Source organism: Rhizosphaericola mali, from assembly GCF_004337365.2.
Taxonomy (GTDB): domain Bacteria; phylum Bacteroidota; class Bacteroidia; order Chitinophagales; family Chitinophagaceae; genus Rhizosphaericola; species Rhizosphaericola mali.
The window spans coordinates 3735189-3753991 of sequence record NZ_CP044016.1 but is presented as its reverse complement, the minus strand read 5'-3'; the positions used below and the strand labels follow the sequence as shown (position 1 = coordinate 3753991).

The window sequence follows — 18803 nt, the reverse complement described above, 5'->3', positions numbered from 1 at the left end:
AAGAAAATCAATCGGTGTAGTCGAAAGAAAGAATATATGTCTGAGCGTAATGAAATGGAGCGACCACGAAGTAGCGTGAAGCAATTTATATTCTTTCCGACGAAGTGATTGATTTTTAGTTAAGACAATACAGCCTTGATCTTTTGTTTCTTTTCTATCAAGAGAAAAGAAAGCTATTTCCTAAAAATCAAAAGTCGATGAATTATATTAACGCTTCCTCAATCGCAACTACAATTTTTTTACAAGCATCAATTAATTCCTCGTTTGTAATCGTCAAAGGAGGTCCGACATGTACACGCTCTGGTGCAAATAAAAAGAAATCCGAAAGCACACCATGTGCGATAGAAGTCTCCACTACTTTTTGCGCTTCCTCATTCGAAGCAAATTCCAATGCGCCCCAAAGTCCTGCAGTTCTGATACTTTTAATTTTCGGATGAACTAAATATTCATTTAAAATGGCTTCTTTTTCTGCAACTTTTTCTACTAATTTCTCTTCCAAAATTATTTCGAATGAAGCCTTACCCGCCGCACAGGATACAGGATGTCCGCCAAATGTTGTGATATGCCCCAATACGGGGTTATAGGTCAACAAATCCATCAATTTTTTATCTGCAATAAACGCACCCAAAGGCATACCGCCACCTAAAGCTTTTCCCAACATTAAGATATCCGGAACGACATTGTATTGTTCAAATGCCCACAAACTACCCGTACGACCAAAACCTGCTTGAATTTCATCAAATATCAGAATCGTTCCCGTTTCTGTACATTTTTTTCTGACCGCTTGTATCCATTCAGGTATTGGTTTTAACACGCCGCCTTCTGCTTGTACGGGTTCCATGATGACGCAAGCTGTTTGTTCGTCTATCGCATCAATAATTTCTTGTTCATTATAGTTAAATGTGTAGGTTTCAGGCAATAATGGGCGAAAAGCATTTTTCCAATATTCCCCACCCATCACACTTAATGCACCTTGCGAACTGCCATGATACGCATTTTTGAAGGAGTATATTTTACTTCTGCCAGTAGCTCTTTTAGCTAATTTCATAGCTCCTTCTGTGGCTTCGGTGCCACTATTGGTAAAATACACACTATTGAGTGATTCTGGTAGATGATCAATCAATAATTTGGCATATTCTACCTGTGGGGTCTCAATATATTCACCATAAACAATCAAGTGCATATATTTTTCTGCTTGGTCCTTTACGGCTTGCACCACTTTAGGATGGCTATGGCCGATATTGCTTACGCTAAATCCAGAAATCATATCAATATATGCTTTGCCTTCGCTGTCATATTGATAAATGCCTTGTGCTTTTACCATGTGAATAGCTAGTGGCGCCGGAGACGTCTGACCGATATGAGATAAAAATAATTGTCTTAATTGCATAGTAAATTCATTGAATTGTGGCAAATTTCCGAAAATGATTTTTTATAAATGGATATAATTTTATTTTTTTAATGCCTTAACTTCACTCTTTTAAATTATAGGAATGCAAATAAAAATTTCGACAGCACTTTGTTTAGCCTTCGGATTAGGTTGTTTGAGTAATACTCCATCTTGGGCACAAAAAAACAAAGGAGCAATTTCGATTTCATCATTAAAACAGAATCCCTTGTTGACAAAAAGTACTTTACAATATCAAGCTCCCGAGTTTGACAAGATAAAAAATGAAGATTTTAAGCCTGCTTTTGATTTGTATTTGAAAGAAGCCAAATCCCATATTGAAAAAATTGCCAATAGTAAAGAGACGCCGACATTTACAAATACGATAGTCGCACTCGAATTGAGCGGAACAGATCTGACGCGTGTTATGCTGATTTTTTCCAATTTAGTCAGTGCGAATACCAATGATACTCTGCAAAAATTGGATGAAGAATATGCGCCTATTTTTACGGCTTATGAAGATCAAATTTATCTAAATACACCATTATATCAAAGAATCAAAACCTTGTATGCCAAAAAAGAGCAATTGGGTTTGGATAAGGAAAGCCTTCGTTTGTTAGATGTTTATAATCAAAAGTTTGAAATTGCTGGCGCAAATTTATCTGAAGAAAAAAAGGCCGAACTAAAGAAAGTTAATGGTGAAATAGCCACGCTAGCGTCCGTTTTTAATAATAAATTATTGGCGGCAAGAAAGGCAGGAGGTTTATTGGTGGATGACAAAAAAGAATTAGATGGTTTGTCGGAAGATGAAATTGCGGCAGCAGCGCAAGATGCAACAACAGCTGGACATCCAGGTAAATATTTGTTGGCATTACAAAATACCACACAACAACCATTATTGCAAAATCTCAAAAATCGCGCTACAAGGGAAAAATTATACAAAGCCTCTTGGACTAGAGCAGAAAAAGGAGATGCTAATGATACACGTGCTACATTGGAAAAATTAGCAGCACTGCGTCTGAAAAAAGCACAACTTTTAGGTAAACCTGATTTTGCGGCTTGGGCTTTACAAGATCAGATGGCGAAAACGCCAGAAGCGGCTTTGAAATTATTATCCGAAATGGCAAAACCAGCCGTAAAAAAAGCCAACGAAGAAGCGGGCGAAATACAAGCTTTAATAGATGCGCAGGGCGGTAATTTCAAACTAGAACCTTGGGACTGGAATTTCTATGCTGAGCAAGTGCGAAAGGCAAAATTTGACCTAGACGAAAATCAAATCAAGCCTTATTTTGAAGTAATTACCGTATTGGAAAAAGGTGTTTTTTATGCGGCGAACAAACTATATGGTTTGACTTTTAAAGTTAGAAAAGACTTACCTGTATATAACCCAGATGTAGTTGCGTATGAAGTTTTCGATAAAGAGGGTAATTCAATTGCTATTTACTATTTAGATTTCTTCACTAGAGATAATAAAAGTGGCGGCGCTTGGATGAGCAATTTTGTAGAACAATCACATTTATTAGGTCAAAAGCCCGTCATTGTAAATGTGTACAATTTCCAAAAGCCCGCACCCAATAAGCCTTCGCTTATTAGTTATGATGATGTGACTACAATTTTCCATGAATTTGGTCATAGTATACATGGAATGTTTGCAGACCAAAAATATGCAACACTTTCTGGTACGAATGTACCAAGAGATTTTGTAGAATTTCCTTCACAAATAAATGAACAATGGGCATTGGATTCCACCGTTTTGAAAAACTATGCGATACACTATCAAACAAAAGAAGTAATCCCGCAAACATTGATTGACAAACTAAAAAAATCAAAAACATTCAACGAGGGTTATGCCGTGACAGAACTATTGTCTGCTGCAACTTTGGATATGGCATGGCATACGATAACTTCTGATAAAGAATTAATTCCTGCCAATGAATTTGAAACAAATGCATTGAAAAAATATGGATTGTATGTACCTACCGTACCGCCGAGATATCATTCGCCTTATTTTTTGCATATTTTCAATAATGGTTATGCCGCAGGATATTATGCGTATATCTGGTCTGAAATGTTAGACTTTGATGCATTTGACTGGTTCGAGCATCATGGTGGACTAACTAGAGAAAATGGCGAACGTTTTAGAAAATATATTTTGTCTGTGGGTAATAGTATGGACCTCAATGAAGCCTTTAGAGACTTTACAGGTCATGATCCAGAAATCACACCTTTGCTGAAAGGTAGAGGATTAGAATAGTAAAAATAAAGGCTCAACTATAGTTGAGCCTTTATTTTTTTAAAAACCATTTGTGTCGTCCGCACTTGGTCCGTAAGTTCCCGGAATAGGAATATTCAAAAGCCTTAAAAAGACGCCTAATTGCGCTCGATGATGTATGTTTTGAGAAATGGCGTGTCTAATAAATCCATATTTGCTAAGAGATAATAAAATCTTATCGCCATATTTTAACTGCCACTGATGATCCAAATCTTCTTCTTTTGTTTGATTAAGTGCTTTTATAGTATCATTCAAACCTTTTTTTAATAATTGGATTAAATCATGATTATTTTCAATAGGTGTAGGCGTGTAAGGACTCTTTGCAAAATCCCATTCTGAACTTTGAATTCCCATCGCTGGCCAGCCCGCAATCTCTGCAATATGTACACTCAATTGTTTTAAACTCATACTCTTTGCATGCGGTTTCCAATCATATTGATCATCTGGAATGAGTTTTAAAAATTTTTCAGTAATTGCAAATTCTTGTTGCAACTCATCTAGTAATATCGGAATTAATTTTGCCATAAATATTTATATACATTTCAAAACTCTAATATACATATTCTTCTCTTTTGGGTTTTGATTTTTAATATGAATTTATTTTTAGGAAGGGTAAATGGCATTTGTATCTTGAATTAATTTGGATAAAATCACATGTGTACTTTCTTCGCTAAATGGATGTAATGATTGTCCGACCCAAATACTTACAAAATCTGCATTTTTTTGATCTTTTGCTAATTTACGTAAGGAATTTGTCAATTTATTTTGATAAGGATATGGCAAAATATAAGGCGTGTTTTCTATAGTTTCAATGAACTTATTACGAATACCTCGGGCATATCTTCCCGAAAAACTTTTGGTAAGCGTAATATCTTTTTCTGTTAAACTATGTAATCTTTCTTTTTCGAAATCTTTGAGTCCGCTTTCTTTAGATCCAATAAGTAAACTCCCAACTTGTACACCTTGCGCTCCACAAGTAATTGCCGCTTTTATAGTTGATGGATTATATACTCCACCTGCATAGATTATAGGAATTTTAACCTTTTCTGTAACTTGTGCTAATAGGGATAAACCTCCAATCTGAGGAATGTTTTCGTTACTAAAACTGCCTCGATGCCCGCCTGCTTCAATTCCTTGAACACAAATTATATCAATGCCAGAATTTTCAAGTGCCAGTGCTTCTCCAACGGAAGTGCAAGTGCCAATAAGTATTACATTATGACTATGTAATTTTTCTATAGTTGCACCGTCTAAATTTCCAAAAGTAAAACTTACCACTTTACAATTTTCCTCTATAATCGCATCTGTCTGTTCGTGATAAGAATGTACTTTAATATCCTCTAATTTTGGTAATTGAATATCTAAATTATTTTCTTTGGCAAAATTTTCTATATAGTCTTTTGTAGTTTGAAATTGCTCTTTTAAGGCTTCTGTTATTGGAGGAATTTCATTGGCAAAAATATTTACCCCAAATGTTTTTTTTGTGAGAGATTTCGTCTTTCTAATTGCTTCTATACATTTATCCGCGTCCAAATCTCCAAGTGGTAAAGTGCCAAAGCAATCTGCTGTAATGGTAGCTGTAACCATCTCCGGTGTTGCTACTCCAAACATCGGTGCCTGAAAAATAGGATAGTTGATTTTTAGTAATTCAGATAAATGATTTTTCCATTTCATATGAGCGATTTTTATGAATAATCAGCGTGTAAATTACATAAATCTGTCTTTTTAAAATATGGTTTAACGTATTATTCTATAACTTTTTAACCATAATGAATTGTTTCAAGCCTTGGAATGAATGAGTGACTCCCCATGAATTGGCATATTGGATTAGTATCGACATACCTTCTTCCCAATTTTGGTTATTCAAAAGACACTCGCCAGAAATTGTACCATCTGCCTGTCGAGCTATATATACTTTCAACCAATTGAATTTCTCTAGACTAATTACTTGCGCTAATTGGTTATATAATAGTTCGAAAAAAATATATTGTTCGGGTATTTTATCCCAATTCCCTTGTTTGCCAATTTCACCAATTTCAACTTGATATATTTGAGCCGAAATGGACATAGTTATGTCCGGTTCATATGATTCATTGATACTATTGGCAATGGGTAAAAACGTTGTATGGATATAATTATTCAATACAGAATTTATTTTCTCCTCAATAGAATCTCCAATACCAACTATATTATCTTCGATTCCTTCAGGGAAATAGTCTGACTGTGATGTATTAATCCAAAGATGAAGGAGTCTTTGGTGATAGTTAGGATTGTGTACGATTTCTGCAACTACTAAGAGCTCATGATTGACAACTAAAGAATTATTTTCGGTGTTTTCAATAACCTGAAAACCTAATTCTTTGAGATGTATTTTTAGTGTGTTTATTAAAAGTATATTATCCTCAAATGAATGATCATCAGAGGATAATTTTTCTTCGTTGTTCATAAGTTTTATTTTAAGAAAATTGATCTTAAAAGTAAACCTATAAAAGGGTAATTAAGTAAGAAAATTAAAAATTAACAGTTTCCACATGGAACTTAGCAGAGTCTTTATAGTATTTTTGTTCGTAGTTAAATTCGTTCACCGCTTTTAAAGAATCATCATAGTAATTGATATCACTCGTCGCGTGATTGCTGCTCTTGTTATGGATAAACGTGGACCATTTATTAATTTTTTCTTTGATAAAATTGTAACCTTCTGTAGTGCTTTTTACTTCCGTAGATAAAAAAGTTTTATTACTTGCAATTTTGGATGTACAAAAGTAATAGATCGTTTTTTCTTTTTTAATTAGCATAAATGAAGATAATGTCACAACCGTAAATAGTAAAAGAACAATTTTCATGATAACAAATTTAGAGATGATAAATGTCGATTTCTAGACCTAAGTTACGAAATATTTCCATTGTAATATATTACGATAAAATATATTTGACAATGGCACTCGCATGAATTTGTAATGTATCTAAAACAGGAATATTCAAGTCTTCTGGTTTGATAATAAGTGGTAGTTCTGTACAGCCTAAAACGATACAATCCGCACCATCTTGAATTAAATCTTCTGCAATTTTGAGATATTCTTGTTTTGTTTCCTTAAGGACGGTGCCAGCACCTAATTCGTCCTTTATTGTTTTTTGAATATAATCTCTCGTTTTTTGTGGGCTAGGAACTAGAATTTTGAGACCATAATTTTCCATTTTGTCTTTATAAAATGGCATTTCCATAGTGTATTTTGTACCCAATAAACCTACGTTTTTATAGTTGTTTTTAAGTATAATATTAGCGGTCTCGTCAATGATATTAATAATTGGAAGTCGTATTTCTTTTTCAAGTTGTTCCGCATACATATGAGCCGTATTTGCACAAAGCACGATTGCATCAACTTCACTTTTTTGTAATGATTGACATGCATTTAACAATAGTGAATAAGCATTCTCCCCGCCCATTTTTTGTAAGGTCCCAAAATCGATTGAATAAATAACACATTCTGCGAAATGTAAACCTCCCAATTGCTGATTGACACCTTCGTTAACGAGTTTATAATACTCCACAGTTGAAACCCAACTGATACCACCAACAAACCCAATTTTTTTCATATATTATTTTTTATCCAAACTATATTTTCCTGGACCAGAAAAGAAAATAGTTATGTAAATACCTAAATATAAATACACGATTTCTGCATGCTCTTGCATGAACGAAAAAGAGTGTAAGGTTATAAATATTACTAATAAGTTGATGACTTCAAAAGCGGCGGCAATACGAGTAAACCAACCAATGGCAATTAAAACGGTACAAATCGCATCGCTAATTAATGCGAAAGTTAAACTTGGGGCGGCACCAATATGTATAGGATCTGGGAATCGTGAAAGCATTCCTGGAAAATCTGTAAACTTTTCAATACCATGCTTCACAAATAAACTCAGACCTGCCCAGAGACGCAAAACAAGTAATGCAAAATCCATGTTGAAAATTGAAAAACTTCCAGAATTAAATTTTTTGATATTCATGTTGTGAGATTTTAGTTAAGAGAAGGATTCTATAAAGATACACAACCTTTGCTTTCAAATTTATCACAACAATAAATTTCCTGTACTCGAACTGCGTCATTTTCTAATTCGATAAAATCATTTTTATTCTGCACTTCTAGGAATTTTTGTTTTTGGGAAACAAAACAGCGCATGTCTCCAAAACCGCTATTTCCAAATACACTATAATCACCAAAACTACAATTGAAGCAATTTTTAAAATAAAACTTGGCGTTAAATTGTCGTTGGATATCATTCAAGGCATCTTCCATATAGTCTGCTGTTGCCTGATAATGTACGCCTTTGATATCTGTTGATAGATCCGCCGTTTCTAATTTAAGACCACCTCGTCGATCTTCTCTTACGTTTCCTAGTGTATATTTTAATTCAAGCGTAATTGTAAATTCTGAATGGTCTTTTGGGGTAAATAGTATTTGAGGGATTGTTATAGAAAATGCACAGTCGCAAAGAGAATTTTCTCCATTTGTATTTAAAAAAGTGAATCTTTCAAGTTGTTCATTTGTATAACTAGATTCATCTGAAATAGTTAGATCCGAGAACTCTCGTCCTGAAAACTGCACACCTCCGATTTCAGTATGCAAATATGTATAATCACTATGAATTACAATTTCTATAATGCCCAAATGATCAGTATATGTTCCTTTATATTCAACGCTGTTTTTCATTACATAAAATTACGAGCATTGTTGAATTTCATTATAAATTCCTTTAATCGAATTTATGGATTGCCATTCATGCTCAATATTTTCCATTAAAATAGCATTATCAAACTTAACGGAATCTTCAGGAAATATGGTCTTATTTCCGAAATAGCTAGATTGGATATTGGTTACTTGCAGAGGTGCAACTTGCCAATAATAAGGAATCAGTTTTAAGCCGTCGAAATTTTTCCCATTGGGCGAATATCCAACATCTCCATTTTCGAAAAAATTAGAAACGTTATCTACTGATTGAAAAATTGATTTCTCGTCAAAATATTTTGATTTAAAGGCGTCTATTGCAATCTGAGTGTTGTCTGAACTGGTAAAATCTAGGTGATAATTATTCTGAGATTCTATTACATTAAATTTGGCAAAATAATGTTTGCCGGGAAATATTCTGCCGCCAACGAATGTATTTAATCTTAGATTAGTATCTCGTCTTGGAATATATACACCGCTTTTAAGCTGATGATTTTCCTCCCATTCGACGGCAATCCTATGAGCCCCATTTTCCGAATTTACCCCTATAAAATTAGGAAATCCTTTTGGTTTAATATTCTTGAGTCTAATTAAGCAAATGCCAACAATCGCTTTCCCATTATATAACCTAGGACGAAAAGGCGCGGGCAAAATTTGTTTAATTATATCTGGTTCTGCGACATAAGTTACCAATATTCGGCGTTCAATATATCCATGTATAGTTGGTATTTTCATTTAGCAATATATTTTAATACATGTTTATAAAAATATCTTGTTTTTATTTGTTACGTTGTCTTTTCTCCATAATTTTTCTTAATGTAATCATCAAAATGGACAAAGTTCCAAAGCTGATTGTCAGCCAGGGAATATATTGAATCCCAAAAGATGAAATTATGACGCCGCTGAGAAACGTACCTACAGAAACACCCATATTACCAAAAGAGGTTGCCAAGCTATTGGCAAATTCCATAGCATTCGGTGCCGATGAAATCATATAAGTGGACGCATTTAGAAAACTTGGCGCATATAAAAATCCCCATAATGCTGTAATAATGGCAATGGTAACCATACTTTTATCAGAATAAAGTAGTGCAATTGGTATGATGATCGTACCAGAAAGAAATAATAACGTAGCAAAAGTTACACTTTTATTCAACAATTTGCCGGCAATGAAATTGGCTAATACACCTACGATTCCGAATAAAAATAAAAGATAACTTACTGAACTTTCTTTTATATTTTTTTCTGTAATAAAATATTCTGCGAAATAACTGTAGATGGAAAACCAAGCGGCAATCATAAAGAAATTCATTGCTGTGCTTATCAGGAATGTGGGTTGGCGTAGGATTTTGAGTTGACTTCCAAAGGATTTTTTTTCTCTTACAGGTGTGTTGGGCAATCCAAAACAAATAAAACATAGTGCAATAAAGCTTACTAAGGCTTGTGCAACAAAAGAAATTTGCCAATTACAAACACTTGCAATATAGGAAACTAAAGGAACCGTGGATACCATTGCAATGGCGACTCCACTAAAAACAATACTCATTAATTTATTTTTGTCAGAGGGATTGGCGCCAATTACGGCTAGAGATAATGCCGTCGCAATATATACTGGTTGTAAAAATGCAGGTAAAAGTCTTACTAAGATTAAAATCCAAAATGGAGGAGCTGTCGCAGAAACAACGCCTGTAATTAAGAATAAAAAAATGGAAGTAAGCATCACTTTCTTTTTGTCATATCCTGATAGCAGCAAAGTCATAAATGGTCCTGTTAAGGCAATGACAAGTGCAAATGCGCTTAATAAGATGCCTGCTTTTCCAATGGTGACGTCGTAATGTTTTGCAATCAATGGCAGGATTCCGATAATGCCAAATTCTGTAGTAATAACACTTAAAAAACCTAATGCACCTATATAAGCATACTTTTTCATTTGTACAACGATTGATTAGGCTGCAAAACTATTTTATATAGTTACTTTTACATAGTAGTCAGTCAAATGTTAGATACATACAAAAATGTAAGTAATGCCTAAAAGAAAAGAATCTTCAACAAATAGTCAAAATGAAAAATACGTTTTGGAATGTGATTTGGCCTATGCAGTTTGCAAAATTGGAGGGCGTTGGAAAATTATTATTTTAGGTAAATTAGAATCGGGTAAACTGCGATTCAGTGAACTGAGAAACTTGATTGATGGTATTACAGAGCGTATGCTTACGCTACAATTAAGAGAATTAGAAAAAGAAGGTTTGGTCAAACGAACTGTATATGCGGAAGTTCCACCAAGAGTTGATTATGAGCTTACTGATATTGCGAAAGATCTCATTCCAATATGGCGTCAGTTAGAAAATTGGGCAGTAAAGCATAAAAACATCAGTGCTAACATTCAATAATAATTAATTATATTTGTTCTATACCGATAAATTCAAAATATGAATCGTCAAAGTTGTCTTCCTCCTCCAATCGTTTAATATTTCAATTCCATGAAGAAATATAACTCCTACTGGTAAATCATTTATCGGATGGCTTTGTATAGACTTCATTTTCCTAATTAAATATTTACGAACGAAAATCCTATACTCATAGGAAGATAATTTTATGAAAAAATCATATGGGCTATTGCATATTGCAGTGCTATTAGCGGGCTTTACCGGTATTTTTGGTAAATTGATTACACTGAATGAAGTATTATTGACTTGGTATCGATTATTTTTCTCCGCTATTTTCCTTTTTATAGCGCTCAAAATTATCCGCATAAAATATTCATTAAGTCTCCAAGAAAAAATCCGTATCGGAAAAGTTGGGTTGCTTATTACCTTACATTGGATTTTATTCTATGCAAGTATCAAATATGCCAATATCTCTATTGGAGTAATTTGTTATAGTTTGACAAGTTTTTATACCGCTATATTTAAACCTATTATTAAAAGGCAACGATTTAAAGTGTCGGAGTTGTTGCTAAGTGCAATTACTTTAGTCGGCATAAGTTTGATTTTTCACTTTGATAGCTCCTCGCAAATAGGAATTATTTTGGGGGTAATATCTTCTGCTATTGGAGCGCTCTACACCATTAATAACGAACAGCTTGCGGGCAAATATGATAGTAAGGTAATTATATATTATCAGATGATTGCAGGAACGATAGGATTGGGTTTCCTTTTGCCTATTTATTTGTATTATTTCCCTGCTCCAGAGATCTTTCCTAACATTAAAAATGCAGTTTATTTAATTCTACTTTCTCTATTTTGCACTATTGGATTATATGTGATGGTGACGGAAGTATTAAAAAAAATATCTGCATTTACAGTTAATTTAACCTTCAATTTGGAGCCTATTTATTCGATCATAATAGCATTTTTATTTTTTGATGAGGGCAAAAGTGTCAATTATTCTTTTTATATAGGCGTATTCTTTGTGCTGTTGTCGGTGCTTTTACAATCCATGTTATCCTTCAAAAAGTCCAAAAAATGAGACTAAAAAAATGCCGAACATATTATATGTTCGGCATTTTTATGTTAAAAAAGAAAGGTTCTTATTTCTTCCTTTTTTCAGGTTTTAATGTGCTTGCTAATTTTACTGCATTGTAGGCATTTACAATACCTCCAGATTTGGAAAGTGAACTGAATGGAACTATTTGATCACTTGTGCCCGGTAAAACTGTAGAATCATTTTTAGGAATTTCAACACTATGTTCGATCACATATTTTACTTGTTCTGCGCTTAATTTAGGGAAATAAGAACGGATTAATGCAGCCAAACCTGTTACAACTGGTGAAGCCATGCTCGTCCCATCCAAATAAGCATATTTATTTGTTTCTGGTACCGTAGAATAAATTCTTTCGCCAGGCGCAAATACATCCACCGTTTTTTTACCATAATTACTAAAATTGGCAGCAAGATGAGTATCGCCAATTCTTGGGTCGCCACTAGCTCCGACAGTAATGAGATTAGGCGCCTGTATGCCACCGTATGCTAGTAAATCGCCATTGGGATAATTAGGAAGAGAATCAATATTCTCTGATTCATTACCTGCCGCATGAATTAATAAAACGTCATGTTGTGCGGCATATTCAAATGCGCTATCCACCCAATATTTCTCTGGAGAATATGCTTTCCCAAAACTCATGTTAATGACTTTCGCGCCATTGTCAACGGCATATCTAATTGCAAGAGCGATATCTTTATCATACTCATCTCCATCGGGAACTGCACGTACAGAAAGAATTTTTACATTATCTGCTATACCATTCATCCCAATATTATTGTCTCGTTGTGCAGCGATGATACCAGATACATGGGAACCATGCATCGGATCTTGTGCATGTACATCGCCATTGCCATAGTGATTATCTTTAAAATCACTATAATTGTCATGAACGATATTCGCACGATAGGTTTCAGGCGCATTATTACGTGCATCGTCTGCCGTTGCATATTTTTCACTTTCTGATTTTAGGTCTTTTAAAATCTCTGTGTTCGTAGTTGTAGGTGCAAAATTGGCTACTTGGACGATTTGCATCATCGTCATTTTGGCGTAATTGGATTGATCGCCAGCGGTTGCTTTATAATTTTCCAAATCCGCAATGGTGTATTCATTTTTACGCAGACTTTTAACTAAGATGGTATCCGCTTTTAAAAGTGCGTGGTAAGTCATCGACAAGAAATTAGCCATTTGCTTGTCTTGTGATGATTTTACAGGGTCTTCAATCTCTTGTTGGGCTCTTTTCCAAGTTTTGTAATCGTATTTATCCCAAAAAGACATTTTAGTAGTATCAATATTAGGGTTACTATATTTGTCTTTAAATTTATAGTAAACACGATATTTTTCTTCAGCCTCTTTGTTTACATTTTTCCCATCGGCATTGCCAAGAAAATTCCAACCATATATATCATCTATATAGCCATTACCATCATCATCTTTTCCATTACTTGGAATTTCTTTTGGATTTTTCCAAACGATATTTTTCAAATCCTCATGTGTCGTATCAATACCTCCATCGATGACTGCTACAATCGTTGAAGTAGATTTTTTTCCTTTCAAAAAATCATATGCTTGATCCAAACTGATACCATAAAATGTATCTTTTGCTAAATCTTTTTGATACCAATCTTTGGATAAAACCGTATTTTTTTGTTGTGCATTTGCAGTTGCAGAAAGTAAAACCGAGGCAAATGCAATAGATAAATAATTGAATTTCATACTAATATAAAAGCTACAATAGGTTAATAAATTAACTAGGCAAATGTAATAGAACGAGATGGCAAGTTTCTGTTAATTAACAGCGTATTTATTGAGTAAGTTCCAATATTGCTTTCCACTCATCGTCTGTTACTGGGCTGACAGAAAGGCGCTGTTGTTTTACCAAAGCCATATTCTTAAGTAAAATATCTTCTTTCAAATAGGCTAATCCGATTGATTTTTTCAATTTCTTGACAGGTTTTAAATCGACGACAACCCAGCGCTCATCGTCCGTTGTTGGATCTTGATAAGCTTCTTTTATTACTTTGGCAATGCCGACAATTTCTTTGCCTTCGTTGCTATGGTAAAAGAAAACTTCATCACCTTTTTTCATCGCTTTCAGGTTGTTGCGCGCTTGGTAATTACGCACACCATCCCAAAAAGTCGATTTATCTTTTACAAATTGATCCCAACTGTATTTAAAAGGTTCTGATTTTACTAACCAATGCATAAATTTCTGAATTATTTATTGCCTAATTTTCTATTCAAATCGATCATCTTGATCGCCGTAACGCCTGCTTCTTCTCCTTTGTGACCTTCTTTTCCTCCGATACGTTCGATTGCTTGTTCCTCCGTATTTACAGTAAGCACCCCGAAAATTGTTGGAACTGTTAATTCAAGATTTAACTGGGTTACACCTTCACTTACGATTTTACATACATATTCAAAATGTGGTGTGCCTCCTTTAATAACTGTCCCAAAAACAATATAAGCATCTGCTTTTCTCGCTTTTGCACCTCTATCCCAAGCTTTTACAGCAAAGGGGAGTTCTACTGCACCAGGAACGGTGATCGTTTCGTACGAAACATTATTTTGTTGAAATACTTTTTCACAACCATTTGCCAATTCGTCTACGATTTTGGCATTCCAATCTGTTTTTACAATTACCACGAAGGCATCCTTTATAGTTGGGATGCCTTCGTTTAATGTAATATTACCTTGTGTGGCCATAACATTATTTTATTTTACACTTAGATCGTTGGGCTCGATGCTCAGACGATAGATATATTTATCTGCTTGAGATCCTCTTGGAGAATTTGGAAATTTCTCTTTCAAAGATTTGTACAATTCTAATGCTTCTTTATTTTTTCCTGCGACTTCGCTTAATAACGCCGCTCTGAACAAATATTCAGAGGCATTCACAGCATCGTCTTCAAATGTACTTGAAGCTTTTTTGTACGTATCGATTGCTTTATCGTTTTGTTTCAATTCGCTATACGCATCCCCTAGAGCTCCTAATGCTTGCATTTGTACAGGTTTTGATTCCGTAGAGAAATTACCTAAATATTTAACTGCATTATTATAATCACCTATTTGCAAATAAGAAACACCTGCATAATATTCCGCAAGGTTAGCAGTTTTGCTACCGCTATACGTTTTGATGATATTCAAAAATCCTTTATTCATTCCATCTCCATTCAATGCAGTTTGAAAAGAATCAATAGCAAAATATTGTTGAGCAATGGCAATGGCACTTTGCGCTTTTTCTTCTTTTGGTTTTACAATCCAGTTTTGGTAAAGAAACCAACCGCCTACAACTACCACGACGATGACGAAAATAGAAATAAGAGGCTTTTGTATTTTTTGCCAATTTACTCCTTTACCCACGTTTGTTTCAGACATTTTTTTAAAAAATAAAAATTGAAAATAATCGGTTTATAAACATTCAAAAGTACCCAGGTCAACCGGACGAGGGTACTTTCTCAAAAAAAATTTGATCAAATACTAATCTTGAATAAAAGGATAATTTTGATCTACATATACATCTTTCAATGCTTCGCTATCGTCTGGCCAAGGGCTTTCTTCTGCGAATTTGACACATTCTGCTACGACTTCTTCAATTTTTTTATCAATTGCCGCAATATCTTCGTCTGTAGCATAATTTTTTTCTTTCAATACCGTCAATACCTCTAAAATTGGATCTTGAGATTTGTAAGAATCTAATTCTTCTTTTGTTCTGTATTTAGATGGATCAGAGATAGAGTGACCTTTATAACGGTAAGTTTTGATTTCCAAAAGGGTAGGACCATCACCTTCTCTTCCTCTTTTTACCGCTCTTGCAATAGCATCGTGTACGTCTTCTGGTTTCATACCATTTACTTGATCAGCAGGCATTTCATAAGCATCTGCTAATTTGTAGATATCGATCACATTAGAAGATCTGTTTACAGCGGTACCCATTGCATAGTGATTGTTTTCACAGATATATACAATTGGAAGATTCCACAACATGGCAAGGTTAAAGCTTTCGTGTAAGATACCTTGACGAGCAGCACCATCACCAAAGAAACATAAAACAACATTGTTGGTTCCTTTGTATTGTTCTGCGAATGCCAAACCTGTACCTACGCCGATCTGCGCGCCTACGATACCGTGACCACCATAAAATGCATTTTCTTTACTGAAAAAGTGCATACTGCCGCCTTTCCCTTTTGCACAACCGGTAGCTTTACCATATAATTCAGCCATAGCAGCGTTAGGCGTAATTCCTTTTGCGATGCCAAGACCATGATCTCTATAACTAGTAATAAATGGATCATCAGGTTGCGTAGCAGAGAGGCATCCCGCTGCGATTGCTTCCTGACCTACGTAAGAGTGGAAAAATCCACGAATCTTACCTGCCATTTTATACATTTCTTCTGCTTTTAATTCAAACTGACGAATCAATTGCATCAATTCGTACCACTTCAAATATTGCTCTTTAGAAAAATTTGTATTTGTCGCCACGTTTAAAAAATTTGTCGCAAATATAATAGAATTTAGCTGGAACTAAACAGCCCCAGAATAAAAATGTATGGTTAAAAATTTTGAAACCTGATTGAAATATGGATTTTATAGAGTTGTCTATTTTAATTTATTTTGCAAAAGATGTTAGGATTAAGTCATATAAGATTGTTTCAATTTAGAAATTATGCACAGAATAATTTTGATTTTAAACAGAGAATTGTCGCCATTACAGGTAAAAATGGAAGCGGAAAGACCAATTTATTAGATGCAATCTATATGCTTTGCTTTACCAAAAGTTATTTTTCCAAACCCGATCCATTAAGTGTTTTAAAAGATCATGTGGGTTTTCGCATTGATGGAAACTTTCAATCGAAGGGAGACGATTGGAGTATTTCGCTCATTTTAAGAGAAAATAATAAAAAAGAATTAACGGTAAATAAAGAAACGTACAAGAAATTTTCTGCGCACTTAGGCAAATTTCCTTGCGTTATGGTCGCGCCAGATGATATTGAATTGATTATCGGAAGTAGTGAAAATAGACGCAAATTTTTAGATACCTTATTATCCCAATTAGACAGCGATTATTTACTATATTTGATTCAATACAATCAAATCTTAACACAGCGCAATAGCTTGTTGAAATCTGCGCCCAAAGGTCAAAGTCCAGATCCTCAACTGTTGGATACCTATGATGAATTACTTGCACCATTGGGAATGAAAATTTTTGAAATTCGCAAGACATTTCTCGAACATTTTGGTAAAAGTGTTTTAACGCAGTATCAGATTTTGGCGGAAAGTGACGATTTTGTAAATGTTTTTTATCAATCAAAACTAAGTGAGCAAGACTACTTGTATATACTGAAAGAAACTAGACAAAAAGATATTTTGCTTCAAAGGACGACTGCAGGAGTTCATAGAGACGACTTGATTTTCAATATGGGAGAGGTCTTATTTAAGTCGCAAGCATCGCAAGGGCAAAAGAAGAGTCTGCTTTTTGCATTGAAATTAGCGGAGTTTAAAGAATTGAAATCCACGCATGGGGCTGCACCGATTTTACTTTTGGATGATATTTTCGAAAAATTGGATGCCGCAAGGATGCAAAATCTTTTGAAAAATGCATGCATTGAAAATGAAGGCAACGTATTTATCACAGATACCCACGCCGAAAGAATTGATGAGGCAATGATCGGTTTAAATATTCCATATCAATTGATTACATTGTAAATGTGATCTCTATCTAATCTCCATTATTGTTCATTATTAATTTTAAATGAAATTTTTACAATTTTTTGATACTTCAAAATTTGTAAATACCAATCTTAAAAATTACCTTAGTTATAGAAACTAGAAACGGTTTTCTAGGTATTTTTTCATTTAAATTTATACAATATGAACGTAAGCATTCAAACTGTACGCTTCTCTGCAGATTCAAAATTGACAGATTATGTGAATAAGAAATTAGCAAAGTTGAATACTTTTCATGATCAAATTGTTAAGGTGGAAGTGTACTTGAAACTCGACAATGTGGTGCATACTTTGAAAGATAAAATTGCAGAAATTAGTGTGAAGGTTCCCAAACAGAATTTTTTTGTAAAATCTAGTTCCAAATCCTTCGAAGAGTCTTTCGATGCGGCGATGGAATCCCTCATAAATCAGATTAAAAGAAAAAAAGAAAAGCAAGCTGCATAATTTAAACTTATTATAGATACTTTTGACGCCCGAATGGAAATCATTCGGGCTTTTTTATGGATAAATATTTGAAAATATTCTTTACGCTATTTTTAACAAGTTTTTCCCTACTAGCATGTGGAAACAAAGACATTGTTTCTACTAAAGCGAAAGTTGTAGAGCGTAGAGATGTAGGTAATGGAAAAATTAGGATTAGCTATATATTCAAAGCGGATCAGACGACAATTGCAGGAGTAAAAGTAATTGACAATAAGGTACTTAACTCAGATTCTATCGTAATTAAATACAAAAAGACCAATCCACAAGAGAACGAATTAGATTTTTAAAAAAAAATAAAAAAAAGTTGGCAAAAAATTTTGCTAGTATTTTTTAACCGCTACCTTTGCAATCCCAAATCGATAACGAGTGAGGTTATTCAAAAAAGGGAAACAGTTCTTTAAATTGCCGCTTTAGCTCAGCTGGTAGAGCAACTGACTTGTAATCAGTAGGTCGTTGGTTCGATCCCGACAAGCGGCTCAGTTTGTTAATTAATTTAACTGACGATGGGCAGGTTCCAGAGCGGCCAAATGGGGCGGACTGTAAATCCGCTGTCTTTCGACTTCAGAGGTTCGAATCCTCTCCTGCCCACGAAAAATATTGGCTTGTATGTGAGACAAGTCTTTGTTTGTAAATTATTTGCGGAAGTAGCTCAACTGGTAGAGCGATAGCCTTCCAAGCTATAGGTTGCGGGTTCGATCCTCGTCTTCCGCTCACAGAATAAAGTCA

The 18803-nt window shown here is 34.4% G+C and carries 21 protein-coding genes and 3 tRNA genes; 9 read left to right on the top strand and 15 right to left on the bottom strand.

Annotated features, from left to right (window positions below; translation table 11 throughout):
- Window positions 1-202: 202 nt before the first annotated feature.
- Entirely contained in the window at window positions 203-1390 is a 1188-nt protein-coding gene (locus E0W69_RS16095) for an aspartate aminotransferase family protein (RefSeq protein ID WP_131331063.1), read from the bottom strand.
- 103 nt (window positions 1391-1493) lie between these two features.
- On the opposite strand from E0W69_RS16095, the gene E0W69_RS16090 reads away from it, so the two are divergent.
- Window positions 1494-3641: a M3 family metallopeptidase gene (locus E0W69_RS16090; protein ID WP_131331062.1), complete on the top strand. Its 2148-nt coding sequence runs from the start codon at window positions 1494-1496 to the stop codon at window positions 3639-3641.
- Window positions 3642-3680: 39 nt separating this feature from the next.
- Here the strand turns inward: E0W69_RS16090 and E0W69_RS16085 are convergent, their stop codons facing one another.
- The 9 genes from E0W69_RS16085 to E0W69_RS16045 form a co-directional block, all read right to left on the bottom strand.
- Complete coding sequence (locus tag E0W69_RS16085) at window positions 3681-4184, bottom strand: DinB family protein (RefSeq protein ID WP_131331061.1); 504 nt, start codon at window positions 4182-4184, stop codon at window positions 3681-3683.
- Between the two features lie 78 nt (window positions 4185-4262).
- A complete protein-coding gene (locus E0W69_RS16080) occupies window positions 4263-5333 on the bottom strand; it encodes an NAD(P)H-dependent flavin oxidoreductase (RefSeq protein WP_131331060.1) in 1071 nt (356 codons plus the stop codon).
- A 76-nt stretch (window positions 5334-5409) separates the two neighbouring features.
- The gene (locus tag E0W69_RS16075; RefSeq protein WP_131331059.1) at window positions 5410-6105 is read right to left on the bottom strand and encodes a DUF6348 family protein; all 696 of its coding nucleotides are present in this window, start codon (window positions 6103-6105) and stop codon (window positions 5410-5412) included.
- Window positions 6106-6169: 64 nt separating this feature from the next.
- A complete protein-coding gene (locus tag E0W69_RS16070) occupies window positions 6170-6502 on the bottom strand; it encodes a hypothetical protein (protein WP_131331058.1) in 333 nt (110 codons plus the stop codon).
- Between the two features lie 70 nt (window positions 6503-6572).
- Window positions 6573-7253: an aspartate/glutamate racemase family protein gene (locus E0W69_RS16065; protein WP_131331057.1), complete on the bottom strand. Its 681-nt coding sequence runs from the start codon at window positions 7251-7253 to the stop codon at window positions 6573-6575.
- Window positions 7254-7256: 3 nt separating this feature from the next.
- Complete coding sequence (locus E0W69_RS16060; RefSeq protein WP_131331056.1) at window positions 7257-7667, bottom strand: DoxX family protein; 411 nt, start codon at window positions 7665-7667, stop codon at window positions 7257-7259.
- A 29-nt stretch (window positions 7668-7696) separates the two neighbouring features.
- Window positions 7697-8371, bottom strand: coding sequence for a DUF6304 family protein (locus tag E0W69_RS16055; RefSeq protein WP_131331055.1), 675 nt, complete (start codon window positions 8369-8371; stop codon window positions 7697-7699).
- 9 nt (window positions 8372-8380) lie between these two features.
- The gene (locus E0W69_RS16050) at window positions 8381-9121 is read right to left on the bottom strand and encodes a DUF2071 domain-containing protein (RefSeq protein WP_131331054.1); all 741 of its coding nucleotides are present in this window, start codon (window positions 9119-9121) and stop codon (window positions 8381-8383) included.
- Between the two features lie 43 nt (window positions 9122-9164).
- Window positions 9165-10316 (bottom strand): MFS transporter, encoded by a 1152-nt coding sequence (locus E0W69_RS16045; RefSeq protein WP_131331053.1) that lies wholly within the window; start codon window positions 10314-10316, stop codon window positions 9165-9167.
- A 94-nt stretch (window positions 10317-10410) separates the two neighbouring features.
- Between E0W69_RS16045 and E0W69_RS16040 the strand changes: the two genes are divergently transcribed.
- Both E0W69_RS16040 and E0W69_RS16035 read left to right on the top strand, forming a co-directional pair.
- The gene (locus tag E0W69_RS16040; RefSeq protein WP_131331052.1) at window positions 10411-10776 is read left to right on the top strand and encodes a winged helix-turn-helix transcriptional regulator; all 366 of its coding nucleotides are present in this window, start codon (window positions 10411-10413) and stop codon (window positions 10774-10776) included.
- A 205-nt stretch (window positions 10777-10981) separates the two neighbouring features.
- Window positions 10982-11854 (top strand): DMT family transporter, encoded by an 873-nt coding sequence (locus E0W69_RS16035; protein WP_131331051.1) that lies wholly within the window; start codon window positions 10982-10984, stop codon window positions 11852-11854.
- A gap of 61 nt (window positions 11855-11915) precedes the next feature.
- On the opposite strand, the gene E0W69_RS16030 is transcribed toward E0W69_RS16035, so the two are convergent.
- The 5 genes from E0W69_RS16030 to pdhA form a co-directional block, all read right to left on the bottom strand.
- Complete coding sequence (locus E0W69_RS16030) at window positions 11916-13583, bottom strand: S8 family serine peptidase (protein ID WP_131331050.1); 1668 nt, start codon at window positions 13581-13583, stop codon at window positions 11916-11918.
- Window positions 13584-13671: 88 nt separating this feature from the next.
- Window positions 13672-14073, bottom strand: a complete 402-nt coding sequence (locus tag E0W69_RS16025) for an EVE domain-containing protein (protein ID WP_131331049.1) — start codon at window positions 14071-14073, stop codon at window positions 13672-13674.
- A gap of 11 nt (window positions 14074-14084) precedes the next feature.
- A complete protein-coding gene (gene ribH / locus E0W69_RS16020) occupies window positions 14085-14573 on the bottom strand; it encodes a 6,7-dimethyl-8-ribityllumazine synthase (RefSeq protein ID WP_131331048.1) in 489 nt (162 codons plus the stop codon).
- Window positions 14574-14582: 9 nt separating this feature from the next.
- On the bottom strand, window positions 14583-15245 hold the full coding sequence (locus E0W69_RS16015; protein WP_131331047.1) for a tetratricopeptide repeat protein: 663 nt from the start codon (window positions 15243-15245) through the stop codon (window positions 14583-14585).
- A gap of 102 nt (window positions 15246-15347) precedes the next feature.
- Complete coding sequence (gene pdhA, locus E0W69_RS16010) at window positions 15348-16295, bottom strand: pyruvate dehydrogenase (acetyl-transferring) E1 component subunit alpha (protein ID WP_407690709.1); 948 nt, start codon at window positions 16293-16295, stop codon at window positions 15348-15350.
- 195 nt (window positions 16296-16490) lie between these two features.
- Between pdhA and recF the strand changes: the two genes are divergently transcribed.
- The 6 genes from recF to E0W69_RS15980 all read left to right on the top strand — a co-directional run bounded on the left by recF (window position 16491) and on the right by E0W69_RS15980 (window position 18788).
- On the top strand, window positions 16491-17573 hold the full coding sequence (recF, locus tag E0W69_RS16005; protein WP_131331045.1) for a DNA replication/repair protein RecF: 1083 nt from the start codon (window positions 16491-16493) through the stop codon (window positions 17571-17573).
- Between the two features lie 165 nt (window positions 17574-17738).
- Entirely contained in the window at window positions 17739-18038 is a 300-nt protein-coding gene (locus tag E0W69_RS16000; protein WP_131331044.1) for an HPF/RaiA family ribosome-associated protein, read from the top strand.
- Window positions 18039-18094: 56 nt separating this feature from the next.
- Window positions 18095-18364, top strand: coding sequence for a hypothetical protein (locus tag E0W69_RS15995; protein WP_131331043.1), 270 nt, complete (start codon window positions 18095-18097; stop codon window positions 18362-18364).
- A 117-nt stretch (window positions 18365-18481) separates the two neighbouring features.
- A tRNA-Thr gene (locus E0W69_RS15990) sits at window positions 18482-18554 on the top strand.
- Window positions 18555-18582: 28 nt separating this feature from the next.
- A tRNA-Tyr gene (locus tag E0W69_RS15985) sits at window positions 18583-18665 on the top strand.
- A 50-nt stretch (window positions 18666-18715) separates the two neighbouring features.
- A tRNA-Gly gene (locus tag E0W69_RS15980) sits at window positions 18716-18788 on the top strand.
- The last annotated feature ends 15 nt before the right edge of the window (window positions 18789-18803 follow it).